Origin of the sequence: Streptomyces sp. NPDC097981, assembly GCF_040302565.1 — a bacterium.
GTDB lineage: Bacteria > Actinomycetota > Actinomycetes > Streptomycetales > Streptomycetaceae > Streptomyces.
In genome coordinates this window covers 58,694-84,271 of sequence record NZ_JBEORW010000033.1, presented here as the reverse complement: position 1 = coordinate 84,271, position 25,578 = coordinate 58,694, and the positions used below count along the sequence as shown (strand labels likewise).

The window sequence follows — 25,578 nt, the reverse complement described above, 5'->3', positions numbered from 1 at the left end:
TCCTCGCCGAGGCGTCGTCGCCCACGGCGTCTTCCGGCACGCCGGCTTCGCGTACCGGCCCGTCGAGCCGCTCACCGGCACTGGCCTGTGGGCCGTCCTCATCGCCGGCTCCACCATGATCGCCTCGGGTCCGCGCTCCTGCACCATCAGCGCCGACCGGTTACGGGGCGATCGGGAGCTGGCGCTTGTGCTCCGTCAGGCGGTAACGGCGCACGATCGTGTCGAACGCGCGCTCGTCGACCGGCTTGCCCTCCAGGAAGTCGTCGATGTCGTCGTAGGTGACACCGAGGGCGTCCTCGTCGGCCTTGCCGGGGTCCAGGGTCTCCAGGTCCGCCGTGGGCGTCTTCCAGACCAGCTCCGCCGGGGCGCCCAGGACGTCGGCCACGGCGCGCACCCGGCGCTTGGTCAGGCCGGTCAGCGGGACCAGGTCGGCCGCGCCGTCGCCGAACTTGGTGAAGAAGCCGGAGACCGCCTCCGCCGCGTGGTCGGTGCCGACGACGAGGCCGTCGTGGGCACCGGCCACCGCGTACTGGGCGATCATGCGCTGGCGGGCCTTGACGTTGCCCTGCACGAAGTCCTGGTGGTGCGCGTCCCGGAAGACGGTGCCGCTGGCGAGGGCGGCCTCCAGTGCAGCGTCACTGGCGGGCTTGACGTCCACCGTCAGCACCCGGTCCGCCTTGATGAAACCGAGGGCGAGCTGGGCGTCCTTCTCATCGGCCTGGACGCCGTACGGCAGCCGCATCGCGTAGAAGACCGCCTCGTGGCCCTTCTCGCGGGCCCGCTCCACGGCGAGCTGGCAAAGCCGCCCCGCCGTGGTGGAGTCCACTCCGCCGCTGATCCCGAGCACCAGGGAGCGCAGACCGGTGGAGGTGAGCCGTTCCGCCAGGAAGGCCACCCGGCGCTCGATCTCCCGGTGCGCGTCGAAGGTCTCCGACACCTGGAGTTCCCGGGCGATCTCCTGCTGCAGAACGGTGGACGCCGGCCGGCTCACGGCTGCTCCTCGTGGTCGATGGTGGTTCAAGGCGTGCTGACCTCCCGACCCTAGTCGACGCCCTCCGCCGGCTCGATGGCGGATGAGCGATGAGTTCCGGCACGGTCCGCCTGCCGGAACGGATCACCGCCCAGCCGGGACCGGACGATGCAACCATTCGTCGTTCACCGAACTCTTGAGGCATCCTGGGAGCATGATCGAGCTCCCTGTCGACACGCCTGCCGACGATGTCGCCCCCGCGGCGCGCCTGGCCGCCTTCGCCGCGGCGCTCGCCGACGAGACCCGGGCCGCCATCTGCATGACCCTGCTCGAAGGGCGTGCCTGGACCGCGGGGGAGCTGGCCCGGATCACCGCCGTCGCACCGTCCACCGTCAGCGGCCATCTCACCCGCCTGATCGACGCGGGCATCTGCGTGACCGAGCGCCAGGGCCGCCACAGCTACGTGCGCATCGCCGACGCCGCGACGGCCCGCCTCCTCGACGGACTGGCCTCGTACGCCATCCCGGACCGGGACGCGGCGCACGCGGTGCCCGTGGTCTGCGCGCCGGACCCGCTGGCCCGCGCCCGGACCTGTTACGACCATTTCGCGGGGCGGTTCGGCATGGCGGTGACCGATGCGATGGAGCGGCGCGGGCTGCTCCGCACGGAGGGCGTCTTCGAGCTGACCGAGGCCGGGCGGGAGTGGTGCCACCGGGCCGGCGTCAGCCTTGCCCGCGAGGGGCGCCGGCCGCTGGCGAGCTCCTGCCTGGACTGGACCGAGCGGCGTCGGCACCTGGGCGGCCTGGCCGGGGCGCGGCTGTGCGCGAAGGCGCTGGGCGGGAAGTGGGTGGTGCGGCCGGCGGGAGGCGGTCGGGGACTGCTGGTGACCGAGGCGGGGGAGCGGGCCTTCGGGGACCTGCTGGGGCTCGGCCCGGAGGCCTGGAGCTGAACTGGGGCGGCGCAGCGTTAGGCGGCCCTCATCGCTCAATATTTCGGTGGACGCCGAAGCATTAACTTCTTAAAGTGGGCGTATGAAGTCCCGCCTGAGTTCGATCCCGCCCGGCATCCTCACGGCCGGCGCCGTCTCCTTCACCGTGTTCGCCTGGGCGTCCGCCTTCGTCTCCATCCGCAGTGCGGGTGCCGCGTACTCACCCGGGGCCCTGGCCCTCGGCAGGCTGCTGGCCGCCTTGCTGGTGCTCGGCACCCTGCTCGTGATCCGCCGCCAGGGCCTGCCGCCCCGCGGAGCCCGGCGCGGGATCCTCGTGTCCGGGCTGGTGTGGTTCGGCGGCTACACCGTCGCGCTGAACTGGGGTGAGCGTCTGGTCGACGCGGGTACGGCGGCCCTGCTCGTGAACACCGGTCCCATCCTCATGGCACTGCTCGCGGCCCGCCTGCTCGGCGAGGCGCTGCCGCCGCGGCTGCTGGCGGGCATGGCCGTCTCCTTCGTCGGCGCCGTGGTCGTCGGGCTGTCCATGTCGTCCGGCGGTGACGGCTCGACCTCGGTGCTGGGGGTCGTACTGTGCCTGCTCGCGGCGGTGGCCTACGCGAGCGGGGTCGTCGCGCAGAAGCCCGCGCTCTCCTTCGGGACGCCCCTCCAGATCACCGCGTACAGCTGCCTGACCGGCGCCGTGGCCTGCCTGCCCTTCGCGGGGCAGCTGGTCGTGGAGCTGCCGCGGGCGCCGGTGTCCGCGACGCTGAACATGGTCTACCTGGGAGTGGTGCCGACCGCCCTCGCCTTCACCACATGGACCTACGCCCTGGCACGGATGCCCGCCGGGAAGCTGGGCGCGACGACCTATGCCGTCCCGGCCATCGTCGTGCTGCTGAGCTGGGCCCTCCTGGGAGAGGTACCCGCCTGGCTGACCCTGCTCGGCGGAGTGCTGTGCCTGACCGGAGTGGCGGTGTCCCGGTACCGGCCGCGCAGAGCGGCGGACGACGCGACGCCTGCGCCCGGCCATGAGGGCTGCCCGGAGAAGGCGCGCGCCTGACGCTGCGTCACTCCTGTCCGGGGTGTCCGCCACTGCGTGGTACGCCCAGGGCACGGTGGCCGTGGCCGGTCCGCCGCCAGGGCGACAGGTACCCGCGCTAATGTTCGCCTGTGAGCCTTCATGTCGTCATGGGATTCGGGCCCGCAGGGGCCGCCGCCGCCCGACTGCTGGTCGAACAGGGCCATTCGGTACGGGTCGTCACGAAGTCGGGCCGCAGAGCGGAGCCCGGCATCGAGCACGTCGCGCTGGACGCGACGGACAGCAGACGGCTGACCGAGGCCGCCCGGGGCGCGGCCGCTATCCACAACTGCGCCGCACCGCCCTATCACCGCTGGGCGAGTGAATGGCCGCCACTGAACTCGTCGGTCTGCGCGGCGGCCGAGGCGACCGGGGCCGTCCTGGTCATGCTGGGCAACCTCTACGGCTACGGTCCCGTGGACGTTCCCCTGACCGAGGAGCTGCCACTGGCGGCGACCGGCCCCAAGGGGCGGGTCCGCGCCGCCTGTTGGGAGGAGGCACGGAAACTGCACGAGGAGGGCCGCATCAGGGCGGTCGAAGTGCGCGCCTCGGACTTCTTCGGTCCCGGGGTGACCGACGGCGGGCACCTGGCCGCCCGGGTGATGCCGCCGCTGCTGCGCGGCAAGCCGGTCTCCACCCTCGGGGATCCGGACGCCCCGCACAGCTGGACCTATCTCCCGGACGTGGCCCGGGTCCTGGCCGAGGTGGCGGGCGAGGAGCGGGCGTGGGGACGGGCCTGGCACGTCCCGACGGAGCCCGCGCGGTCCGTGCGGGAGATGGTGGGGCTGCTCGCCGCCGAGTCGGGAACGGGTCCCGTCGCGGTGCGCAGGCTGCCGTCCGCCGCTCTGGGCGTGGCATCGCTCTTCTCGCCGCTGATCCGCGAACTGAAGGAGATCCGCTACCAGTTCGACCGTCCGTTCGTCGTCGGTTCGAGCGCGTACGAAGCCGGGTTCACAGTACGGGCCACCCCCGTCGACGAGCAGGTCAGGGCGACGGTGGACTGGTGGCGTGAGCGGCCGGCCACCGGCCGGTGACCTCCGTGACGGAGCAGGACGATGCAGTGGGCCCGGCGGGAGCGCGGCGCGACGACGTCGCGATCGTGGGGATGGCCTGCCGGTTTCCGGGGGCGCGGAACGTCAACCAGTACTGGCGGCTCCTCACGGCCGCGCAGGCCCAGTTCTCCGCCATCCCCGACTCGCGGTGGCGCTCCGCCGCCTTCCTCAGCGAAGACTTCCGTGATGCGTCCTCCACGTACACGGACACCATGGCCCTGCTGCCGGACGTCGGCCACTTCGACGCGGTGCACTACGGCATCCCGCCCCGGCGGGCCAGGTCGATGGACCCGCAGCACCGGCTGCTGATCGACCTCGCGCGCGAGGCGATCCAGGACGCGGGGTGGGAGGCCGAGGGCTTCGACCGCGAAGAGACCTCCGTCATCACGTCGCTCACCGAGAGCGGCTACCGCGAGCTCAGCACCATGCGGATACGGATGCGCCAGCTGGCCGGCGGTGAATTCGGGGCGCGGGCAGCCGGCTCCGACTGGACGGAGACGGTCCGCGCGGTGGACGGGCTGCACGGCACGTCCGTGGCCGGGCTCCTGCTGAACATGGGGCCGAACACGATCAGCTCGGTCTTCGACCTGCACGGCGAGAGCTACGCGCTGGACTCGGCGTGTTCCGGCGGACTCATGGCCGTCGCCAACGCGGTGTTCGCCCTGCGCGCGGGCCGGAGCCGCATCGCCCTCGCGGGCGGCGCCCAGTTGATCCTCGCTCCCGACCTGCTGGTGGGACTGAGCCGGATCGGCGCCATCTCGCGCAGCGGCAGGTGCCTGCCGTTCGGAGCCCAGGCCGACGGCTTCGTCCTGGGAGAGGGCGCCGGAGTCCTCGTACTGCGGCCCCTGGCCGATGCGCTGGCGGCGGGCGACCGGGTCTACGCGGTGATCCGCGGTGTGGGCACGGCCAACGACGGGACCGTCCAGGGCGGTATGCACCCCGAGGCGGCCGGCCAGCTGCGGGCCCTGCGCCGGGCCTACCGGGACGCGGACCTGCGACCGGACTCGGTGGGCTACCTGGAGGCGCACGGCACCGGGACGAGGGTCGGCGATCCGGTCGAGGTCGGGGTCCTGCGCGAACTGCGCGGCGAGGGGAGTGCGCCCGCCTTCCTCGGCGCCGTGAAGGCGGTCGTGGGGCACTCGCTGAACGCCGCGGGGATGGCAGGCCTCATCAAGACCGTGCTGACCCTGCACCGGGGGGTGATACCGCCGCAGCCGGAGTTCGACCTGGCCGATACGGCCGGGCTCGACGCCGCGCGGCTCACCGTCCCGACGACGGCGACCCCGTGGCCGAGGTCCGGGCAGCCGCGCCGGGCCGGGGTGAGTGCCTTCGGGTTCGGAGGCACAGGTGTCCATCTGGTGCTGGAGGAGTGCGAGGCGCAGCCGGCCCGCACGGCACCGGACGGGGAGCCGCAGCTGCTGGTGCTCAGCGCGCGGGACCGGGCGGGGCTGGCCCGCCACGCCCGGGAAATGGCGCAGACCATCGCCGGTGACCGGCCGCCGCTGGCCGGGGTGGCCGACACCCTGGCCCGCCGGGCCCACCTGGCGGAGCGCCTGGCCGTCGTGGCGCAGGACGCAGCCGACGCCGTCACCCGGCTGACCGCGGCGGCCGAGGCCGTGGCGGCGGGCCGCACCGGGGATCTCGGGCCCGGGCAGACGGCCGGCACGGTCGGTGCGGTGCCCCCGGGCGAGCTGCCGGAGGCTGCCGTACCGGCGCCGGGTCCGCTGTCGGCCGAGGCACGCACGACGGCCCTGGCCCGGCTCGCGGTACGTGTGGTCAGCGGCCCGGGGCTGCGTCCGGTGACGGAGCGGACACCCCCGTGCACCCTCCCGCCGAGCCCGCTCGCCCCGCGCCACCACTGGGTGGTGGACGAGTCGGCCCGCGAGGTGGCGGACGGTCCCGGGCCGACGGACGCGCCCGCGGCGGCGCCCGAAGCGGGGCCCGCGGCGGTCACGCCGGCGGTACGGGCCGACGGCGCGACCGCCTCGTCCCTCGTGCTCGAAGCGGTGTCGCGGACGGGCGTGTTCCCCCTCTCCGACCTGAGTCCGCGGATGGCGCTCACGACCGATCTCGGCTTCGACTCCCTGATGCTCCAGGAACTGGACGTCATCCTCGGCCGGCGGGTACCGGGCTTCTCCACCGAGGAGATGTACGTGCCCGGTCTCACCATCGAGCAGCTGATCGCGCTGGTGGCTCCTCACCTCACGGAGCCGGCACGAGCCGGTGGGTCCCTGCCGGCGGAGAAGGAGGCGGACTGGGCCGCGGCGACCGCCTGCATCGACGACTTCCCGGAGGTGCGGCAGTTCGAGGAGCGCGTGAGCGCGATCGCCGCCACCGGTGCGGACTTCCCGTACTTCCGGGTCCACCAGGGCAACATCCGCGACACGACCCTGATCGACGGCCGGGCGTACCTGTCCTTCGGCAGCTACAACTACCTGGGGCTCTCCGGCCATCCTGCCGTCGACGAGGCCGCGCACCGGGCGGTGGACCGCTACGGGACCTCGGTCTCGGCGAGCCGGATGCTGTCCGGCGAACGGGATCTGACCGTCCGGCTGGAGAGGGCGCTCGCCGGCTTCCTGGGCGTCGGGGACTGCCTGGCGCTGGTGAGCGGCCATGCCACCAATGTCACCGCGATAGGGCACCTCGTCGGCGCGGGGGACCTCGTGATCCACGATGCGCTCGCCCACGACAGCATCCTCCAGGGCTGCGCGCTGTCCGGGGCGGCCAGGCGCCCGTTCGCCCACAACGACATGGGCGCGCTGGAACACATGCTCAGGGCCAACCGGTCGCGTTTCCGGCGGGTGCTGATCGCCGTCGAAGGCGCCTACAGCATGGACGGCGACATGGCCGACCTTCCCGCGGCCATCGAGTTGAAGAAGCGATACGGCGCCCTGCTGATGGTCGACGAGGCGCACAGCATCGGCACCGTGGGCGAACACGGCCGCGGTGTCGGCGAGTTCTACGGCGTCGACCGGTCCGGCGTGGACCTGTGGATGGGCACCCTCTCCAAGGCCTTTGCCAGCTGCGGCGGTTACCTGGGCGGCTCGGCGCGGATGGTGCGCTGGCTGCGGCACACGCTGCCCGGCTTCGTCTACAGCGTCGGACTGACCCCGGCCAACGCGGCCGCGGCGCTGGCCGCGACCGAGCTGATCACCGCGGAACCGCAGCGGGTGCGTGCGCTCCAGCGGAACGCGCGGCTCTTCCTCGGCCTGGCCGCCTCGGCCGGTCTGGCGACGGGCTCCAGTGCCCACACCCCGATCGTGCCGTGCGTCCTCGGAGACTCCGCGCGGGCCCTGCGGGTGGCGGACCGGCTGTTCGACCGGGGCGTCATCGCCGATCCGATCTTCCACCCGGCCGTGGAGGAAGGGCTCGCCAGGCTCCGGTTCTTCATCACCAGCGAGCACACCGATAACGACATCCGGCGGGCAGTGGCGATCCTGGCCGAGGAGGTGGCATCCACCGAGGGGTGAGCGACGCGCGCCGGAACCGCGTTCCCGAACGGCGTTTCAGAACAGAGTGCGCTCGATGCGGCTGAGCATGGCGGTCTTGCCGGACGCCCCGCCGTCGGTGGCCGCGGGCCGCTCTCCGCGGTCCTCGGCGCCGCCCAGCCGCTGGGAGAGCAGGTAGGCGATGACCTCTGCCTCCTGCTCCTGGACATCGTCGTACGTTGCGCGCAGGAGCATGTCGCGCACGAGGTCGGGGTCGAGGTTGGGGAAGAGGATGCGGGAGCTCGCCTCGTCCAGCAGGCCCGCACCGCGGTGGCAGCAGATGATGTGGCCCAGCTCGTGCAAGATGATGTGCTCCTGGTGCGCGCTGGTGGTGTTGGCGTCGTAGAAGATGAGGTCCTCGTCGCGCGCGGCCACCCACATGCCGCACGGCTGTGACGCCGGCATCGGCATGGGGACCAGGGTGATCGGACGGTTGCGGATCTCCCCGAGGTAGCGGCAGAGCTCGGCCACATCGGCTCCCTCCGGAAGATCGAGTGCGGCTATGCGCCGGGCTCCGTCCTTCCGGAGCTTCTTGAGCTGGCTGCGGCGGTCCTGGTCGGCCGACCGCCCCTTCCCGGGGAGCCTCACTCCGGGTCCGGAGGGTCCGAGGGATCGGTGACGGGAGGCAGGCCCTGCATCTGCCGGTACTGGTCCATGATGGCCGTGATGGCCTGGAGGTTCTCCTTCTTCATCCCGGCCGCGCGCATCGCCACGGAGCGGACGCCTGCCTGCCGCAGGGCCTCGATGGCGGCGACTTCGCCGAGTACCGACTCGGCGACCTTGTCGTCGAAGAAGTAGGCGACCGACACGCCGAAGAAACGGGCGAGGGCGGCGAGCAGGTCCGGCGAGGGGTTGGAGCGCTTGCCCGTCCGCAGCTGCGACAGGTACACGCCGCCGGCCTTGATGTCGGGGTTGGCCCGCTTCAGTTCCTCGGCCACCTCGGCATTGGTCCAGTGCCTGCCCTTGGGGCGAACCGTCTTGAAGAGGTTGTCCAGACGCACTGCCAGCACGGGCCGGTCGTCAGTCTCGGACATTGCGAATCCCCCTCCTCACCTCCTTGGCATTGCTCTCAGCTATCCGCAAGTTTTGCAGATTAGCGGTCAGTTGACAATCTGACCCGAGTCCGCCACCGTGGACCTCGTCGATAGCTGACAGCTAACTTTGCTTACGGGGGTAGCTGAGTGCGTTGCCAGTCGTATCGGCCCGGCCCGGCCGGCCTTCGGGGGGATGGGGGCCGGCCGGACCGGACCCGCCGGGCCCGAACCGGGGCGGGGAGCCGCGGGGGCAACGGGGACTGCAACGGGGAATCCCGCCCGGCCTGACGGGCGGGCAGACCGGGCGGGAGTTCTCGACCCGCTCAACCGATCTTGCGGTAGACGGATGCGACCTGCGTGAGCCAGGCGACCTCCGCGGTGAAGTTGTCCGTGTCGCGGTCGTCGAAGTCCCCCGCGTCCTTGCTGTGATCGGGAACGGTGCCCGTGCGCTTGGCGTGCAGGGCCTGCTTGATCTGCGCCGCCTCGGCGAACGCCTGCCGGGATTCGTTGCCGCCTCCGGCGTCGGCTTCCGCTTCGCCGGTGCCTGAGGCGGACCGGTCGATGTACGGGCGCAAGTCCCGCCACCCGTCCCGTATTTCGATGACCCGCCGGTGCAGGCGGTAGTTGAGGTCGGATACCGCAGCCGGCCCCGGCGGCTCCAGCACGATGTCCGGGGACGACTCGTACAGGTCCCGCCAGAGCGGGTAGAGCGCCCGGTACGCACGGTAACTGCGCACCCATTCCAGCAGTTTGGCGGCCGATGCCTCCCAGGAGGAGATGGTCAGGCTCAGCGAGAGCACGACGATGCCCGCCGCACTGAAGATGTTGGCGGCGACCTGCCACACGCCGATGTCGATCCCCCACGCGGCGGTGAGGATGTTGACCGTCCGGCACAGGCAGTAGAGGAAGAGGACCACCGCGGCCACCGAGAGCAGCCGCAGGGCCTGCCGCAGCGAGGCCTTGCCCGTCATGCGGGCGTAGGGGCCGCACTGGCGGAAGATGGTCACGCACGGAACCGCCTGGGAGACGATGAAGACCAGGAGGTAGGTGAGGACCAGCGGTTGGCCGCTGCCGGTGTTGAAGTCCGTTGCCGGCCGGCCGGGTCCGTCGGCGATGAAGAAGAGTGCTGTCAGGAGCGCGCTGAGGGTGACCCCCGTCACCAGCCAGTAGCGGACCTTCCGTACCGCCTCCTCGGTGGCGGTGGCCCAGCGCAGCAGGATGATCTGCGCGCTGACGCAGAACGCCACCGCCGATACGTGCATCACCAGGATGGCGAGGTTCCCGACGCCGAGGAAGCTCTTGCCCCCCATGGCGACGGCGCCCATCGTGAAGGTGAGGCACTGGAGCAGCAGGGTGATCACCAGGGCGCGGTAGGCACTGTCCCCCCGGCTGCGTCCCACTTGGCACAGCCGGTAGACGAGTGCGGCGTACGACGAGAGCGCCGCGATGACGAAGCAGAGGGTTCGGGTGGTGTTCACGGCCTGATTCCCCGCCGGTGCCGCATGCGCGGCAGACGGATTAGTCGGTGTGGGTGTTCTCGTCCAGAGGAACCGTCAGCCCGATGGCTTCGGCCGCCACGGCAATGGCGAAGTCGAAGTACGCGGACTCGTCCCGGACGCTGTCGTGGGTACGGCTGAAGACCTGGAACACCAGGAGCCCGATCAGATTGCTCCACAGCACGATGCCGCGCTCGATGAGGTCCGAGAACGGAGCCTCCGGCGCGCCGCCGAAGAGCTCCACGGCCTCCGGCAGGAGCAGCGTCGGACCGGTCAACGGCCGCCGGGGCGGGGTGAGTTCGCCCGCCGCCAGCGCGGAGCGCACGATGCCGGCCAGTACGGCGGGGGTGCGCGACGCGGCCGGGACGGTGTCCTGCGGGGCGTGGTATCCGGGAACGGGGGAGCCGTAGATCAGCGTGAATTCCCCGGAGTTGTCGAAGGACCACTTCCGCAGCGCGCGCGTCACCGCGAGGAGTCGCGTCCCGGCCGACGCTCCGGCGGCGCCGGCCGCCGCATCGGCCTGCTCCATCGCGGCGGCGGAGTCGTTGTACGCGTCGATGACGAGCGCGGTCAGCAGGTCGTCCCGATGGGGGAAGACGCCCTCCACCTCGGCGACGGCAAGACCGCTGTCCTCGGCGGCGGCTTCCAGCGAGAGCCCTCCGGCGCCCAGTTTCACCAGCAGTTGGCGTGCGGCGGCCTTGATGGCGGCCGGTCGCGTGGCGTTCTCATCGGTAGCGCTGGTGGAAGCATCCATGGCCAAACCGTACCTGTCAGCCACCACGGCCCCGGGCGCATTCGAGGGAGCACCCCGGAAAGGCCCTGTGATCCGGGCCATAGGCCGATCGGTTCCGGACAACGGGCTCAAACCCGCACCTGGTTGGCTCCTTTCCACTCCCGCCCGGCAGGGGCTCGGGCGTGGGGCGAGTGCGGCGCCGCACCCGACTGTGTACCGTGAGTGACACCTGAACACGTACGGTGACGTCCGTAGTGGGAGTCGCCGTGTCGATGCTGCTGCGACCCCGCCGGGACGACCCGTCGCCCGGAAGAGATCATCTTCACCGGGAAGCGAGGGTGCGTTTGCATAGACATGCATTTAAGTGCATACTCTTCCCATGTCTAAGGTTCTCACCTCCCTGCCCACCGGCGAGCGCGTCGGCATCGCCTTCTCCGGCGGTCTCGACACCTCCGTCGCGGTCGCGTGGATGCGCGACAAGGGGGCCGTCCCCTGCACCTACACCGCCGACATCGGCCAGTACGACGAGCCCGACATCGCCTCGGTGCCCGGCCGCGCGAAGACCTACGGTGCCGAGATCGCGCGCCTGGTCGACTGCCGGGCGGCGCTGGTCGAGGAGGGCCTGGCCGCGCTCGCCTGCGGTGCGTTCCACATCCGCTCGGGCGGCCGTGCCTACTTCAACACGACGCCGCTCGGCCGCGCCGTCACCGGCACCCTGCTGGTCCGCGCGATGCTTGAGGACGACGTACAGATCTGGGGCGACGGCTCGACGTTCAAGGGCAATGACATCGAGCGGTTCTACCGCTACGGCCTGCTCGCCAACCCCCACCTGCGCATCTACAAGCCGTGGCTCGACGCCGACTTCGTCTCCGAGCTGGGCGGGCGCAAGGAGATGTCGGAGTGGCTGGTCGCCCACGGGCTGCCGTACCGCGACAGCACCGAGAAGGCGTACTCCACCGACGCCAACATCTGGGGCGCCACCCACGAGGCCAAGACGCTGGAGCACCTCGACACCGGCGTGGAGACCGTGGAACCGATCATGGGCGTCCGGTTCTGGGACCCCTCGGTCGAGATCGCCGCCGAGGACGTCACGATCGGCTTCGACCAGGGCCGCCCGGTGACGATCAACGGCAAGCAGTTCCACTCCCCGGTCGACCTGGTCATGGAGGCCAACGCGATCGGCGGCCGCCACGGCATGGGCATGTCGGACCAGATCGAGAACCGGATCATCGAGGCGAAGAGCCGCGGGATCTACGAGGCGCCCGGCATGGCGCTGCTGCACGCCGCGTACGAGCGGCTCGTCAATGCGATCCACAACGAGGACACCCTCGCGCACTACCACAACGAGGGACGGCGCCTCGGCCGGCTGATGTACGAGGGCCGCTGGCTGGACCCGCAGGCGCTGATGGTCCGCGAGTCGCTGCAGCGCTGGGTCGGCTCCGCGGTCACCGGCGAGGTGACCCTGCGGCTGCGGCGCGGTGAGGACTACTCGATCCTGAACACCACCGGCCCCGCCTTCAGCTACCACCCGGACAAGCTGTCGATGGAGCGCACCGAGGACTCGGCGTTCGGCCCCGTGGACCGGATCGGCCAGCTCACCATGCGCAACCTCGACATCGCCGACTCGCGCGCCCGGCTGGAGCAGTACGCCGGCCTCGGCATCGTCGGCACCGCCCACCCCGAGCTGATCGGCGCCGCCCAGGCGGCCGCGACCGGCCTGATCGGTGCCATGCCGGAAGGCGGCGCGGAGGCCATCGCCTCCCGCGGCGAGGTGTCCGGCGACGACGAGCTGCTGGACCGCGCCGCGATGGAGTTCGGCACCGACTGACCGGTGCATCCGCCAGCCACAGCCCCGGGCGGTCCGGCACGGCGCCGCCGTGTCGGACCGCCCGAGGTGTTTCAGGCAACGCTGCAGCCGCGGCCGGAGGCCGCGTCGCGACCCCGATCCGAATGTGCGTGCCACTACGCTGGGGCCCGGCTCAGTACGTGAGTTGGCGAACGGCGAAGGACGGAGCGTGTGGTGGCGGCGGGGGAGGCGAACGGCGCGGAGCTGGTCGGCAGGATGCTCGGCGGGCGGTACCGGGTGACCGCGGTGATCGGACGCGGCGGCATGGGAGTGGTCGCCCGCGCGGTCGACGAACTGCTCGGCAGGGAAGTCGCCGTCAAGGTCATGCGGGCCTACACCGACGCGTCCGCGGCCGAACTGGCCGATCTGCGCACCCGGATGCAGCGGGAAGCACAGGCCGCTGCCCGCATCCGCCACGCCGGTGTGGTCACCGTGCACGACGTGACCGAGGAGGAGGGGCTGCCGGTCATCGTGATGGAGCTCGTCGACGGGCCCTCCCTCGACGACGTACTGGAGAAGCGCGGCCCGCTCGATCCCCGCGAGGCCGCCGCGATCGGCGCCGAACTGATGGACGCGCTCGACGCCGCACACCGGGCCGGCGTCCTGCACCGCGACGTCAAACCGGCCAACGTACTGCTGGAGCGCGACGGGCGGGTCGTACTCACCGACTTCGGCATCGCCACGCTGCAGGCCCCGGGCGACGAGGACATGGCCAAGCTGACCCGCAGCGGCGACATCATCGGCTCCCTCGACTACCTCCCGCCGGAGCGCGCACAGGGCACGGAGCCCGGACCCGCATCGGACATCTGGTCGCTCGGCATGACGCTCTACGCCGCCGTGGAGGGCACGTCGCCGTTCCGCCGTACGTCCGCGTGGTCCACGCTGTCGGCGATCGTCACCGAGCCGCTGCCGGAGGCCCGCCGGGCCGGAGCACTGGCGCCCGTACTGCAGGCGCTCATGGCCAAGGAACCACAGCACCGGCCCACCGCCGGCCGGGCACGCGAGATGCTGGCGTCGGTGGCCGAGGGCCGGAGTGCGATCGGGGCGGCGCCTGTGCCCGGCCCACCCGCGACATCGGCGCCCGCACCCGCGGCCGTGCCCGCAGGCGTCCCGGCGCCGCCGCCCGGCTACGGCCCCGCTCCGGTCCCGTACTCCCGGCCCTTCCCGCAGCCCCATACCGGCACCCCGCCCCCCGGCCGGCCGGACGCCGTCGCGCAGAGGGGCGTGCCGACCGCCTCCCACGACCCGGGCACCGGAAGAACGGTTCGCGGACCCCTCGTCATCGCGGCCGCGGTCGCCGTCGTACTCGCCGCGGGCGGTCTCACGTATGCCATGGCGGGCAAGCACGGCGGCAAGGCCGGTCAACAGGCACAAGCCGCTGCTTCCCAGGCCCCCCACAACCCTTCCGCGCCTGAAACCTCCCGGTCTCCGAAACCGGCCAAGGAGGGCGGCAAGCCCGGCAAGTCGCCGACGCCGGGCGGCAAGGGCGGCGGCCCGGCGCCGCAGACCTCGGTCTCCCCGTCGACCGATCCCGCTCCCGTGTCGACGGGCTGCACCGGTTGGAGCCATCAGGACCGCAACCCCGGAACCTACGGCTACATGTCGGGCAACTTCCACATCACCACCGGGCCCTATCAGACCTGTCCTTCCGTGACGATGGCCAAGTCCGGCACGAAACTCCTGTACCAGTGCTACGTCGTCAACGCGTACGGCAACAAGTGGACCTTCGTCCGCGTCGCCGACACGGACGCCTCCGGCTGGATGTCCAACGACAACCTCACCCGCCAGAGCGGCCCGTCGACCCGCTGCTGACACACCGGGCCCACCCGGACGGCAGGGCCTGGGATGTGTGCCATGCCGGACGTCTCCCCCCGCCCCGAGCCGTTCACCCCGCAGACCGCCCCCGCGGCGCTCGACGACCTGCGCGCGCGGCTGCGCGCGACACGGTGGCCGGACATGCCCGAGGACGCCGGCTGGTCGCTCGGGACCGACCGCGGCTACCTGCGCGAGCTCGTGGCCTACTGGGCGGACGGGTTCGACTGGCCGGCGCAGGAGGTGGCGCTCGCCCGGCTCCCCCACTTCCGGGTGCTCCTGGGCGGCCTCGGCATCCACTTCGTGCACGCCCGGGCCGCCGCGCCGGCCGGGCCCGTCCTTCCGCTGGTCCTCAGTCACGGCTGGCCGGACTCGTTCTGGCGCTACTCGAAGGTCATCCCGCTCCTCACCGACCCCGGGGCGCACGGCGCCGATCCCGCCGACGCGTTCGACGTCGTGGTGCCCGACCTGCCGGGCTACGGGTACTCCGACCGCCCCGGCGGCGCGCCCCTCGACTCCATTGCCGTCGCCGGCCTGTGGGCCGAGCTCATGGGGATCCTCGGCTACGCCCGGTTCGGTGCGGCGGGCGGGGACATCGGCAGCCACGTGAGCCGCTACCTCGCACTCGACCACCCCGACCGGGTGGTGGCCGTCCACCGCACCGACGCCGGGCTGCCGCTGTTCAGCGGGGACCCGGCCGACGTCGCGCCCGAGGAACGCGCCTGGCTCGACCGCGCCGCGGCCTGGGGTGCGGCCGAGGGCGCCTACGCCGCCGTGCACCGTACGAAACCCCAGACCGCTGCGTTCGGGCTCACCGATTCGCCGGCCGGCCTCGCCGCGTGGATCGTCGAGAAGCTCCGGGCGTGGAGCGACTGCGACGGAGACGTCGAACGGCGGTTCACGAAGGACGAGATCCTCACGGACGTCACGCTCTACTGGCTCACGGGGACGATCGGCTCGTCGATGCGCATGTACCGCGCGAACGCCGCGATCCCGCCCGCCCAGCATGCCCGCCGGGTCGAGGTGCCGTCCGGCTTCTCGCTCTTCCAGGGCGACGTCCTCCGTCCGCCGCGGGCGTGGCTCGAACGCACGGCGAACGTCGTGCGGGTGACCGAGCCCGCGCGGGGCGGTCACTTCGCGCCGTTCGAGGAGCCCGAGCTGTACGCGCAGGAGCTGCGCGCGTTCTTCCGCCCGTACCGGGAGGCGGCGACGGAATGAGGACGGTTACCGGCCGGCGTGGGCCGCGCTGCTGCGGAAGGTGCGCCGGTAGGCCTCCGGGGGTACGCCGACGGCGCGGTTGAAGTGGCGCCGCAGCGTGGTGTCGCTGCCCATGCCGGTGGCCGTGGCGATCGCGCCGATGGTGTTGTCGGTGGTTTCGAGGAGTTCCTGCGCACGGTGGACGCGCTGGGTGAGCAGCCAGCGCAGGGGAGTGGTGCCCGTGATGTCGGTGAACACGCGCGCCAGGTGACGTGAGCTCATGTTCGCCCGCCGGGCCAGGTCCTCCACGGTGAGCGGCTGGTCGAGCCGCTCCACCGCCCAGGCCAGCAGCGCCCCGAGGGGGTGGTCGCGGGGTTCGGGAACCGGGGTGGCGACGAACTGGGCCTGGCCCCCGGCCCGGTGGGGCGGCACGACCAGGCGGCGCGCCACCTGGTTGGCGACGGCCGAGCCGTGGTCGATCCGGACCAGGTGAAGGCACAGGTCCATCGCGGCGGCCTTGCCGGCCGAGGTGAGCACGCTGCCGTGGTCGATGTAGAGCACGTCCGGATCCACCTTCACCCGGGGGTACTTGGCGGCCAGCGCCGCGGCGTGCAGCCAGTGGGTGGTGGCGCGGCGCCCGTCCAGCAGACCCGCGGCGGCCAGCACGAACGCGCCCGTACACAGGGAGGCCACCCGGGCTCCCGCATCGTGTGCGGCGCGCACGGCATCGACCAGTTCGGCGGGCGGGTCCGCGTCCGGATCGGCGCACGCCGGGACGATCACGGTGTCCGCGTCCACGAGCCGGTCCAGTCCCGCGTCGGATTCGAGCCGGAAGCGGCCGCCGACCGGCACGGTGTCCGGCCCGCAGACCGCGAACTCGTACCAGGGGTCGACGAGATCGGACCGGTCGACGCCGAACACATCGCACGCCGCGGCGAGTTCGAAGTGCAGGACCCCCGGAGTGACGGCCAGTGCGACAAGGGTCATGTCCGAAAGTGTACGGGGCATGTCATTGCCGCCACTCCCGGCCGTCGCCCGGCGCGGGCAGGATGGCAGCCGTTGATCATTCGCGTGCGAAACGGGGGACCTCATGGGATCGAGTCAAGGGGCGGCGGCGGTAACGGTGTTCGGCGCCTACGGGCACACCGGGCGCTTCGTCGTGGCCGAACTGCTGGACCGGGGGCTGACCCCGATCCTGTCAGGCCGCGACGCCGGCAAGCTCCGCGCGCTGGCCGGCGATTTTCCCGGACTCGACGTCCGGCCGGCACCGGCCGACGACCCGGCCTCGCTCGACCGCGCCCTGGCCGGCGCGGCAGCCGTGGTCAACTGCGCCGGGCCGTTCGCCGCGACGTCGGCACCGGTCATCGAGGCGGCGCTGCGCGCACGGATCGCCTACCTGGACGTCGCGGCCGAAGTGGAGGCCGTCGCCGACACGTTCGCCCACTTCGCGGACCGGGCCCGCGACGCCGGGATCGTGGTCGTGCCCGCGATGGCGTTCTACGGCGGCCTCGGCGACCTGCTCGCCACCGCCGCACTGGGCGACGCCGTGGCGGCCGACGAGGTGCACATCGCGTACGCCCTCAGCAGCTGGCAGCCCACGGCCGGGACCCGCGGGTCCGGCAAGGTCTCGCGGGGCCGGCGTGAGGGCCGGCGGCTCGTCTACGCGAAGGGGCGGCTGGAGCTGCGTACGGACGAAGCGCCCTCCAGCCGGTGGTCCTTCCCCGCTCCGGTCGGAAACCGGGCCGTGGTCGGCGAGTTCACCACCGCGGACAGCGTGACCATCCCGCGCCACCTGTCCGCCCCGGACATCCACACCTTCATGACGGCCGAGGCCGTCAAGGACGTCCTGGCCCCGGACACCGCACCGCCCGAGCCGGTCGACGAGCGGGGGCGGTCGGCGCAGACCTTCCTCGTCGACGTCACCGTCCGCGCGGGCGGCACCCGGCGTCGTGCGGTGGCCCGCGGCCAGGACATCTACGCCGTCACCGCGCCGCTCGTCGTCGAGGCGGTGGGCCGGGTCCTCGCAGGGCAGGTCAAGACCGCCGGGGTCGCCGCGCCCGGCGAGATCTTCGACGCGCACAGCTTCCTGGGCTCGCTGGCTCCGCACCACCTCTCGTACGAGCTCGGTGCCGCCGAAACCGCGGAGGAATCGGGGTGACCCCGACCGGCCGGTCAGGCGGAGGTCCGGCCCTGGCCCGCGGGCCGGCCGTTCGTGGGCGGGTATCCGGGCCGGGCCGGCGCCGGCGGTACCGGCAGCGGCGGCAGGGACGGCTCGTACAGCCAGACCGAGAACAGGTCGTCCACCGGTTCGGCCGCGTAGCGGGCCACATGGGTGAGGAAGCCCGCGGTGGTCACCACACCGTGGCGGTGCACGGTGGCCCAGTCGCGGAGCATGCGGAAGAAGGCGTCGTCGCCCAGCGTGCAGCGGATCGCGTGCATGGCGAGACCCCCGCGCTGGTACAGGCGGTCGTCGAACATCAGCTTGCGCCCCGGGTCGACCAGCCGCAGATCCTGTGCCTGCGAGGCCAGCAGCCGGTGTGCGGCGGCCGCCAGCTCGTGTGCGGTGCGGCCGCCGGAGCGCTCCGACCAGAGCCATTCGGCGTACTTCGCGAAGCCCTCGTTCAGCCAGATGTGCCGCCAGTCGGCGATGGTCACGCTGTTGCCGAACCACTGGTGCGCGAGCTCATGGGCGATGAGGCGCTCCGATCCGCGTCCCCCGTCGACGTGGTTGGCGCCGAACAGGGAGAGACCCTGGGCCTCCACCGGGACGTCCAGCTCCTCGTCGGCGACGACCACCGCGTATTCCGCGAATGGATAGGGCCCGAACAGCTCCTCGAACAGCTGCATCATGGCGGGTTGCCGGGCGAAGTCACGGGAGAACCGCGACAGCAGGTGCGCCGGCACGTGGGCGCTCTGCGGCACGCCGCCGAGGCCGGGGTCGCCGAGCAGCACCGTCTGGTACAGGCCGATGGACAGGCCGACCAGGTAGCTTGACGTCGGCGCCGGCTGTTCGTACACCCAGGTCGTCGTGCTGGCCTTGGTCGTCCGGGTGAGCAGCCGGCCGCCGGCCACCACCGTGTAGGCGGACGGCGTGTTCACCGAGATCTGGTACGAGGCCTTGTCGGCGGGCCGGTCGTTGCACGGGTACCAGGAGGGTGCGCCGACCGGCTGGCTGGCCACCAGCGCGCCGTCGGTCAGCTCCTCCCAGCCGAGACCGCCCCAGGGGCTGCGGACCGGCTTGGGGTTGCCCGCCCAGTGCACCTCCACCGTGAACGCGGCGCCGGCGGGCAGCGGCTTGGCCGGCCGGATACGGAGCTTGCCGCCCCGGTGGGTGTAGTGCGGGGCCCGGCCGTTCACCATGACCCGGCCTATTTTGAACTCGGCCAGGTTCAGGTGGAACTCCGTGAGCGGCGCCCGCCCGGCGATCGCACTGAGCCGGGCCGTCCCGGCCAGCCGGTTGGGACCGGGACGGTACTCCAGAGCGAGTTCGTACCGGTGCACGCGGTAACGGGAATCGCCGTTGGCCGGAAAGTACGGGTCCGATACCGCTGTCTTCTGGCCGTTCATTTCGCCGCTTCCGCTCCCTGCGCTGTGCTCGGGCCCTGTCAGGTCCGCCATGCCTCGATCGGATTGCCCAGCCACCGGGTGCCGGCGGGGACGGATTCCCCGGCCATCACGAGAGAGGCGGGCCCCAGTGTGCTGTGGGCCCCGACCGTACTCCCGGGCAGGACGATGCCGCCCGGACCCAGGGTGGCGCCCTCGCGGAGAACCACAGTATCCGTCCTCAAGATCCGGTCGTGGAAGAGGTGCGTCTGCAACACGCAGCCGCGGTTCACACTGACCGCGTCGCCCAGCACCACCAGGTCCGTCTCCGGCAGCCAGTAGCTCTCGCACCACACACCCCGCCCGATCCGGCCCCCGAGCCCGCGCAGCCACAGGGCCAGCAGCGGCGTACCGGGCACCGATCCGGCCAGCCACGGCACGGCCAGTACCTCGACGAAGGTGTCGGCCAGCTCGTTGCGCCACACGAAGCCGCTCCACAGCGGGTGCTCTCCCGCCCGGTGCCGGCCCACCAGCAGCCACTTCGCGGCCACCGAGACCGCACACGCCGCCACCCCGGCGGTGAGCAGCACCGCTCCGGACAGCAGCACGGCTCCCCGGACCCCGAACCCGTCCTCCGCGCTCAGCGCGCAGAGCGCCGCCACCGTCAGGACGGCCAGGGCTGCCGAGCAGAACACCGGGACGAGGCGGCACAGCTCCACCAGGCCGCGCGCCCACAGCAGCCGCGCGGGCGGATCGTACGTCCGGCTCTGGTCGGAGGATTCGGCGGACCGGGGCAGCCGGACCGGCGGCAGGCCCAGGTACGAGCTGCCCTTCTTGGCCTTCTTCGGCGTCGCCGACAGCACGCCGACCAGCCCGCCGTCCGGCACGGTGCGGCCGGGCGCGGTCATGCCGGAGTTGCCGAGGAACGCCCGGCGGCCGATCTCGGAGTGGCCGATCCGCATCCAGCCGCCGCCCAGCTCGTAGGGGGCGGTCAGGGTGTCGTCGGCGAGGAACGCGCCTTCGCCCACAGTGGTGAGACTGGGCAGCGCGAGCACCGTGGACACCTCCGCACCCCGGCCGATCTTCATGCCGAGCAGCCGCAGCCACACCGGCGTGATCAGCCCGGCGTACAGCGGGAAGAGCGTCTCCCGGGACAGGTCCATCAGCTGGGTGACCGTCCAGGCCTGCCAGCCGACCCGGCTGTGCGTCGGATGCGTTCCGGTACGCAGCCCGAGGCTGAGCAGACGTACGGAGACCAGCAGCAGCAGCGCGTACGCGAACCCGTAGGCGAGCGCCCCGGGCACCACGGCGAGCAGGGCTCCGCGCAGCGCCTCGGCGAACCCGGCGCCGGCGGGCACGAACCGGCTCAGCACGAGCAGCGCGGGCACGGTGGCGAGCACGGGCAGCGCCGTGAGCCCGAAGCCGGCCGCCCCGTACGCGGCCCGCCAGGGCAGCCCGCGCGGCGGACGTTCCTTGGGCCAGTTGTGCTTGGCCTTGCCGAGCTTGACGGCGGGCGCCCCGGCCCAGCGCTGGCCGGTCGGAATCTGCCCGACCACGGCCGAGCCGGGCGCCACCTCGGCCCGCTTGCCGACGCGAGCACCGGGGAAGAGCATGCTGCGGGTGCCGACCACCGCGCCCGCGCCGACCTTGACCGGGCCGATCTCCAGCCGGTCGCCGTCCAGCCAGTGCCCGCAGAGGTCCACCTCGGACTCCACGGCGCAGCCGCGCCCGAGCTTCAGCATGCCCGTCACCGGAGGCAGTGAGTGAAGGTCCACCTCGGGGCCCACCTTGGCTCCCAGAGCCCGTGCGTACCGCTCCAGCCAGGAACCGGTCAGTGACGTCGCACCGGCGTACTCGGCCAGCCGCTCGGCCGTCCAGAGCCTCAGGTGCACGCTTCCGCCGCGCGGGTGGCGTCCCGCCTTCACGCCGCGCAGCAGCAGGCGCGCGCCGCCGGCCGCGAGCACGAGGCGGCCCGGCGGGCTGAAGAGCAGCACGGCACCGGCGGCGACCAGCCACCACGAGGCGGTCGGCGCCCACGGATAGGGCCCGAGCCGGTGCAGTACGTTGCCCAGCGCAAGCAGCGCCACCGCCCAGCGCAGTCCCACCAGGGTGAACAGCGGAAGCAGCAGGAGCGACTGCGCCACCTTGGACCGGAGCGGAACGGGCTTGACGACCCGCGCCGCCTCGTCGTCGCGTACGGACTTCTCCAGCCGCCGGGCCAGCTTGCGCAGGGCTGGCTGCTGGTAGATGTCGAGGACGGCCGCTCGCGGGTAGCGGGTGCGCAGCCGGGTGGTGAGCTGGGCGGCGGCGAGGCTGTTCCCGCCGATCGCGAAGAAGTCGTCGGCGGCTCCGGTGACGGCCACTCCGAGGGTCTCGCTCCACTGCTCGGCGAGCCAGGCCTCGGTGCCGTACAGCTGTTCGGCGGGGCCCGTGGTCTCCAGTCCGGGCTGGGGGCCCCTTCCAGCGGTGGCTGGGAGAGGCCACGGCAGCGCGTCTCGGTCCACCTTGCCGGAGGTACGGGTCGGCAGTTCGTCGACCGGCGCGAGCAGCGGCACGAGGGCCGCGGGCAGCTCGGCACGCAGCCGCTCGACGGCCGCCGCGTGGTCCCAGCCCTCCTGGGCGACCAGGTAGCCGACGAGCAGCTGGTTGCCGCTGCGCGCCGTGCGCACGGCCGCGGCCGCCCCGGCGACGCCGGGCAGGGCCTGCAGCGCGGCGTCCACCTCCCCCAGCTCGATCCGGCGACCGCCGAGCTTGATCTGCTCGTCGCCGCGGCCGAGGAAGACCAGCCCTTCGGGTTCCGCTCGTACGAGGTCGCCGCTGCGATAGGCGCGCTGCCAGCCGAGGGATTCCAGCGGGGCGTACTTCTCGGCGTCCTTGTCCGGGTCGAGGTAGCGGGCCAGGCCGACGCCGCCGATGACGAGCTGGCCGCTGCCGCCCATCGGCACCGGCTCGCCGGCCTCGTCGACCACGGCCAGTTCCCAGCCGCTGAGCGGGAGGCCGATCCGGATCGGCTCCTCGCCGGTCAGCAGCGAGGCGCAGGCCACGACGGTGGCCTCGGTAGGGCCGTACGTGTTCCAGACCTCGCGCCCCTCGGTGACCAGGCGCTGGGCCAGCTCGGGCGGGCAGGCCTCGCCGCCGAAGATCAGCAGCCGGACCTCGTCGAGGGCCTCGGGCTCCCAGAGCGCGGCCAGGGTCGGCACCGTGGAGACCACGGTGATCTCCTGCTCCACCAGCCAGGGGCCGAGGTCGGCGCCGCTGCGTACCTGGGAGCGGGGGACGGGCACGAGGCAGGCGCCGTAGCGCCAGGCCAGCCACATCTCCTCGCAGGAGGCGTCGAAGGCCACGGACAGCCCAGCCATGACCCGGTCCCCGGGGCCGATCGGCTCCTCGGCGAGGAACAGCGCGGCCTCGGCGTCCACGAACGCGGCGGCGCTGCGATGGCTGACGGCGACGCCCTTGGGCCTGCCGGTGGAACCGGAGGTGAAGATGATCCATGCGTCGTGCTCGGGGCCGGGACGCGCCGCGGACACGGGAACCTCCGCCGGGCCGCTGACGTCGATGCGCTGACCGGCGCCCAGCACCGCCCGGACCCCGGCCTCGCCGAAGACCAGCTCGGCCCGCTCGTCCGGGTCCTCGGCGTCGACGGGCACGTAGGCGGCACCCGCCGAGAGCACGGCCAGGATGGCCGCGTACAGGTCATTGGTGCCGGACGGGACCCGTACGCCGACCCGGTCGCCGAGACCCACCCCGGCGGCCTCCAGGGTGCGCCTGCGGCGCTCGACCTCGGCGGCCAGCGCCCGGTACGTCAGCCGGGTGGTGCCGTCGTCGAGGGCCGGCTCGTCGGGGTACGCCCGTACGGACGCCTCGAAGATGTCCACGAGGGTGCGCGTCGGGGCGGCGGGCCCGGCGGAGAACCGGGCGGATTTGCCGGAGTCCCCGCGTGCGTCCTCGTTGTCGAGCAGGGTCAGTTCACCGCGCTCAGGTGTGGCTGCCATCGGCCCTCGCGTTTCGGTCCCGGAACCCTCCGGGTCGCCGGCGGAGCCCGGGTCTGCCCGGGTTGTTCCGGTCCGGCGGCACGCAACCAGCCAGTCTAGTGCGCCATCAAGAATTTTCTCGCTGAAGCCTGCCGTGTGGCGCAGAAGAGACGGTGGTCCAAGGCTCCGCAACCATTCGGCATATGGCGAAACGGCGGCGCCACGGCTGGATGGCACAGGGTGCCGATCAGGGGGATGCGGATCCCGTGACGGCGGCGACGGCGTGGCGGAGGGCGGAGCCGCTCGGGGGGCGCTCGCGCCAACGGGCGCCGATGTGGCCGTCGGGCCGGACGAGGAGCGCCCCGTCCGGGCCGAGGTCGCAGAAGTCCGTGTGCTCCTCGGGCAGGGTCTCGACGCGCACGGGCCACGGTGCGGTCGCCTGCTGGTCCCAGTGCGCGGGGTCCGGGGTGAGCAGCGTGAACCACTCGCCTACGGCGTCGAGCGTGGAGCGGTTGCGGGTGAGCCAAAGGTGCGGCATGCGGTGCCCCGGCTCCGTGGTGGGGACGTAGTCCGTGCTCCCGGGGGACGGCTCGGGCGGGGCGCCGCCGCCGGTGAGGACGGCGCCGGAGCGGTAGGCGACGCCGAGCACGAGGCCGAGTTGGGCAAAATACCCTTCCGACCAGGGCAGTTCGAGTTCGGCCGATGCTGCTTCGCCCGTCCGGAGCTGGTCGCGGCGCCGGTTCATCACCTCGACCATGAGCCGGGTGTTGGCGACGGCTTGGCGGAGGGTCAGGTGGGCGACGGGTTCCCGTTCCGCCCCGTAGGTCGCCAACAGGCCGCTGCCGGCCCAACCGTGGAGAACGCCCGCCAGCTTCCAGCACAGGTTGTGCACATCGGCGATCCCGGTGTTCATGCCCAGGCCGCCGATCGGGGGGACCGCGTGCGCGGCATCGCCGGCGAGCAGGATCCGTCCGTGGCAGAAGCGTTCGGCGACGAAGGCGTTCAGGGCCCAGTGCTGAACCCGCACCACCTCGGCCCGTACGCCGGCGCCGGGCCCGAGGGCGCGCGAGACGAGGTCGGGCCAGTCGGCGCGCGCGGCGTCTTCGGGTGTGGGGCCGAACCAGGACCAGCCGCCTTCGGGGTAGAGCGGGCCGAACCCTCCGTGCGCCGTGAAGTAGACCCCGGCCGGCTGCCGGGCGCGCCAGCGGTCGAGGTCGGCGTCGAACACGACCGTGGTGAAGTCCCCCAGCGCCCCGGGCCCGGTCGTGTCGACGGCCAGCCGCTGCCGGACCGTGGAGTTCGCGCCGTCGGCAGCGATGACGTAGCGGGCACGGACGCGGGTCTCTTCACCGCGCCGGCGGTCGACGAGCAAGGCCACGACACCATCGGATTCCTCCGTCAGGTCGATGAGCTCGACCCCGAACCGCACGGGTGCGTCTGCTGCGGCGAGCAGGGTGGGTTCGAGCCGGTCCTGCGAGGTCACCACGCCGGTCACGGGGCTTTCCGGCACGGGCGCGTTGACCCCGACCATCGCCGCCGTGGCGAAGTCGTGATCGCACAGGGTGTCGCGGAAGCGGATGCGGCCGTACTCCGGCGCGAACGCGGCGGCCGTGATCCGGGTGTCCACCCCGAGCCGGCGGAAGATCTCCATCGAGCGAATGTTGACCAGCCGGGACCGGGGGAAGGGCGACAGCTCGACGTGCTTCTCGACCAGCAGGGCCGATACGCCCCAGCGTTCCAGCAGCGCCCGGGCGGTGAGCCCGACCGGCCCACCCCCGACGATCAATACCGCCACCTCGGCGTCTGCCACGGGCATGCCGATTCCTCCTGATCACCGCGGGTCCGCTCCATCGCGAATCGGAGCCGTGCGGGCCTACCGCGGTTCGAGGGCCGCCGCCCGGCAGGCGCCGTTCGCCGCGCCACCCGGCACTCCGGCCTCGGTCAACCCGCTCACGCAGCCCTGCAGGTCGCCGGAGACGCCGCGGTGGCACGCCGACGTCACGGCGTCGGTGACGGAGGCACCCGCCTGCGCGGCCATTTGCGTGCACGCGGGGATGTCCGCCCGGGCGGCGGGGGCGGCGAGGGCTGCGCCGCCGAGGGCGAGGACCAGGCCGGTGAGGGCGGCGGCCGTACGGGTTGAAGTGTGCATGGGATATGCCTGCTTCCCTGGATCGTCGCGCGGTCCGGGCTCTCCCCTGTTCCGGCACGGAGCAGCCGTGCGGCTACCTCGACATGACGGCGAAGAACTCGACGGCGGCCTGCATGAGCCGCGGGGCCGTACAGGCGGCAGCGCATGCACGGCGCATCCGCCTGTTCTTGGCGTACACGCCAGTTCCCGCTCGTCAGGGTGCTGGGGGAGCCACTCACGGCACCCGCCCCGGGGCGGCCGCACCCGGGGGCGGCCGCAGGGCGGTTCGTGGCCTGTGG

The 25,578-nt window shown here is 72.6% G+C and carries 18 protein-coding genes; 8 read left to right on the top strand and 10 right to left on the bottom strand.

What is annotated here, in order from left to right:
* Positions 1-160: 160 nt before the first annotated feature.
* Entirely contained in the window at positions 161-991 is an 831-nt protein-coding gene (nadE, locus tag ABTY04_RS28035; RefSeq protein ID WP_352216174.1) for an NAD(+) synthase, read from the bottom strand.
* Between the two features lie 193 nt (positions 992-1,184).
* Between nadE and ABTY04_RS28030 the strand changes: the two genes are divergently transcribed.
* From ABTY04_RS28030 to ABTY04_RS28015, 4 genes are all read left to right on the top strand, one after another.
* A complete protein-coding gene (locus tag ABTY04_RS28030) occupies positions 1,185-1,919 on the top strand; it encodes an ArsR/SmtB family transcription factor (RefSeq protein ID WP_352216173.1) in 735 nt (244 codons plus the stop codon).
* Positions 1,920-2,001: 82 nt separating this feature from the next.
* Entirely contained in the window at positions 2,002-2,958 is a 957-nt protein-coding gene (locus ABTY04_RS28025; protein ID WP_352216172.1) for a DMT family transporter, read from the top strand.
* Between the two features lie 110 nt (positions 2,959-3,068).
* A complete protein-coding gene (locus ABTY04_RS28020) occupies positions 3,069-4,010 on the top strand; it encodes an NAD-dependent epimerase/dehydratase family protein (RefSeq protein ID WP_352216171.1) in 942 nt (313 codons plus the stop codon).
* Between the two features lie 71 nt (positions 4,011-4,081).
* A complete protein-coding gene (locus tag ABTY04_RS28015; RefSeq protein ID WP_502996737.1) occupies positions 4,082-7,498 on the top strand; it encodes an aminotransferase class I/II-fold pyridoxal phosphate-dependent enzyme in 3,417 nt (1,138 codons plus the stop codon).
* A 36-nt stretch (positions 7,499-7,534) separates the two neighbouring features.
* Here ABTY04_RS28015 and ABTY04_RS28010 read toward each other — a convergent pair whose 3' ends face one another.
* The 4 genes from ABTY04_RS28010 to ABTY04_RS27995 form a co-directional block, all read right to left on the bottom strand.
* Positions 7,535-8,104 carry a toxin gene (locus ABTY04_RS28010; protein WP_352216169.1) on the bottom strand — a complete coding sequence of 190 codons (570 nt, stop codon included), beginning with the start codon at positions 8,102-8,104 and terminating at the stop codon, positions 7,535-7,537.
* Complete coding sequence (locus ABTY04_RS28005; RefSeq protein WP_352216168.1) at positions 8,101-8,550, bottom strand: helix-turn-helix domain-containing protein; 450 nt, start codon at positions 8,548-8,550, stop codon at positions 8,101-8,103. The genes ABTY04_RS28010 and ABTY04_RS28005 overlap by 4 nt, the downstream gene beginning before the upstream one ends.
* A gap of 323 nt (positions 8,551-8,873) precedes the next feature.
* Entirely contained in the window at positions 8,874-10,028 is a 1,155-nt protein-coding gene (locus ABTY04_RS28000) for an MAB_1171c family putative transporter (protein ID WP_352216167.1), read from the bottom strand.
* Between the two features lie 40 nt (positions 10,029-10,068).
* Positions 10,069-10,800, bottom strand: a complete 732-nt coding sequence (locus ABTY04_RS27995; RefSeq protein WP_352216166.1) for a TetR-like C-terminal domain-containing protein — start codon at positions 10,798-10,800, stop codon at positions 10,069-10,071.
* 358 nt (positions 10,801-11,158) lie between these two features.
* On the opposite strand from ABTY04_RS27995, the gene argG reads away from it, so the two are divergent.
* From argG to ABTY04_RS27980, 3 genes are all read left to right on the top strand, one after another.
* Positions 11,159-12,607, top strand: a complete 1,449-nt coding sequence (argG, locus tag ABTY04_RS27990; protein ID WP_352216165.1) for an argininosuccinate synthase — start codon at positions 11,159-11,161, stop codon at positions 12,605-12,607.
* 189 nt (positions 12,608-12,796) lie between these two features.
* On the top strand, positions 12,797-14,437 hold the full coding sequence (locus ABTY04_RS27985; protein WP_502996734.1) for a serine/threonine-protein kinase: 1,641 nt from the start codon (positions 12,797-12,799) through the stop codon (positions 14,435-14,437).
* A gap of 42 nt (positions 14,438-14,479) precedes the next feature.
* Positions 14,480-15,655 (top strand): epoxide hydrolase family protein, encoded by a 1,176-nt coding sequence (locus ABTY04_RS27980; protein ID WP_352216164.1) that lies wholly within the window; start codon positions 14,480-14,482, stop codon positions 15,653-15,655.
* 6 nt (positions 15,656-15,661) lie between these two features.
* Here ABTY04_RS27980 and ABTY04_RS27975 read toward each other — a convergent pair whose 3' ends face one another.
* Positions 15,662-16,621, bottom strand: a complete 960-nt coding sequence (locus tag ABTY04_RS27975) for a helix-turn-helix domain-containing protein (protein ID WP_352216163.1) — start codon at positions 16,619-16,621, stop codon at positions 15,662-15,664.
* 103 nt (positions 16,622-16,724) lie between these two features.
* Here ABTY04_RS27975 and ABTY04_RS27970 point away from each other — a divergent pair, with 103 nt between their 5' ends.
* Positions 16,725-17,792, top strand: a complete 1,068-nt coding sequence (locus ABTY04_RS27970) for a saccharopine dehydrogenase family protein (RefSeq protein WP_352216162.1) — start codon at positions 16,725-16,727, stop codon at positions 17,790-17,792.
* Positions 17,793-17,806: 14 nt separating this feature from the next.
* Here ABTY04_RS27970 and ABTY04_RS27965 read toward each other — a convergent pair whose 3' ends face one another.
* The 4 genes from ABTY04_RS27965 to ABTY04_RS27950 form a co-directional block, all read right to left on the bottom strand.
* Positions 17,807-19,201, bottom strand: coding sequence for a M1 family metallopeptidase (locus ABTY04_RS27965; RefSeq protein ID WP_352216194.1), 1,395 nt, complete (start codon positions 19,199-19,201; stop codon positions 17,807-17,809).
* Positions 19,202-19,239: 38 nt separating this feature from the next.
* Positions 19,240-23,172, bottom strand: a complete 3,933-nt coding sequence (locus ABTY04_RS27960; protein ID WP_352216161.1) for a Pls/PosA family non-ribosomal peptide synthetase — start codon at positions 23,170-23,172, stop codon at positions 19,240-19,242.
* Between the two features lie 226 nt (positions 23,173-23,398).
* Positions 23,399-24,967: an FAD-dependent monooxygenase gene (locus ABTY04_RS27955; RefSeq protein ID WP_352216160.1), complete on the bottom strand. Its 1,569-nt coding sequence runs from the start codon at positions 24,965-24,967 to the stop codon at positions 23,399-23,401.
* Positions 24,968-25,024: 57 nt separating this feature from the next.
* Entirely contained in the window at positions 25,025-25,300 is a 276-nt protein-coding gene (locus tag ABTY04_RS27950; protein WP_352216159.1) for a hypothetical protein, read from the bottom strand.
* Between the last annotated feature and the right edge of the window lie 278 nt (positions 25,301-25,578).

Bases quoted from the DNA above. Each gene is read 5' to 3' on its own strand.
- ABTY04_RS28030 (WP_352216173.1), top strand. From the start codon at position 1,185: ATGATCGAGCTCCCTGTCGACACGCCTGCCGACGATGTCGCCCCCGCG.
- ABTY04_RS28025 (WP_352216172.1), top strand. From the start codon at position 2,002: ATGAAGTCCCGCCTGAGTTCGATCCCGCCCGGCATCCTCACGGCCGGC.
- ABTY04_RS28015 (WP_502996737.1), top strand. From the start codon at position 4,082: ATGGCCTGCCGGTTTCCGGGGGCGCGGAACGTCAACCAGTACTGGCGG.
- ABTY04_RS28005 (WP_352216168.1), bottom strand. From the start codon at position 8,550: ATGTCCGAGACTGACGACCGGCCCGTGCTGGCAGTGCGTCTGGACAAC.
- ABTY04_RS27995 (WP_352216166.1), bottom strand. From the start codon at position 10,800: ATGGATGCTTCCACCAGCGCTACCGATGAGAACGCCACGCGACCGGCC.
- argG (WP_352216165.1), top strand. From the start codon at position 11,159: ATGTCTAAGGTTCTCACCTCCCTGCCCACCGGCGAGCGCGTCGGCATC.
- ABTY04_RS27980 (WP_352216164.1), top strand. From the start codon at position 14,480: ATGCCGGACGTCTCCCCCCGCCCCGAGCCGTTCACCCCGCAGACCGCC.
- ABTY04_RS27975 (WP_352216163.1), bottom strand. From the start codon at position 16,621: ATGACCCTTGTCGCACTGGCCGTCACTCCGGGGGTCCTGCACTTCGAA.
- ABTY04_RS27970 (WP_352216162.1), top strand. From the start codon at position 16,725: ATGGGATCGAGTCAAGGGGCGGCGGCGGTAACGGTGTTCGGCGCCTAC.
- ABTY04_RS27965 (WP_352216194.1), bottom strand. From the start codon at position 19,201: ATGAACGGCCAGAAGACAGCGGTATCGGACCCGTACTTTCCGGCCAAC.
- ABTY04_RS27960 (WP_352216161.1), bottom strand. From the start codon at position 23,172: ATGGCAGCCACACCTGAGCGCGGTGAACTGACCCTGCTCGACAACGAG.
- ABTY04_RS27955 (WP_352216160.1), bottom strand. From the start codon at position 24,967: ATGCCCGTGGCAGACGCCGAGGTGGCGGTATTGATCGTCGGGGGTGGG.
- ABTY04_RS27950 (WP_352216159.1), bottom strand. From the start codon at position 25,300: ATGCACACTTCAACCCGTACGGCCGCCGCCCTCACCGGCCTGGTCCTC.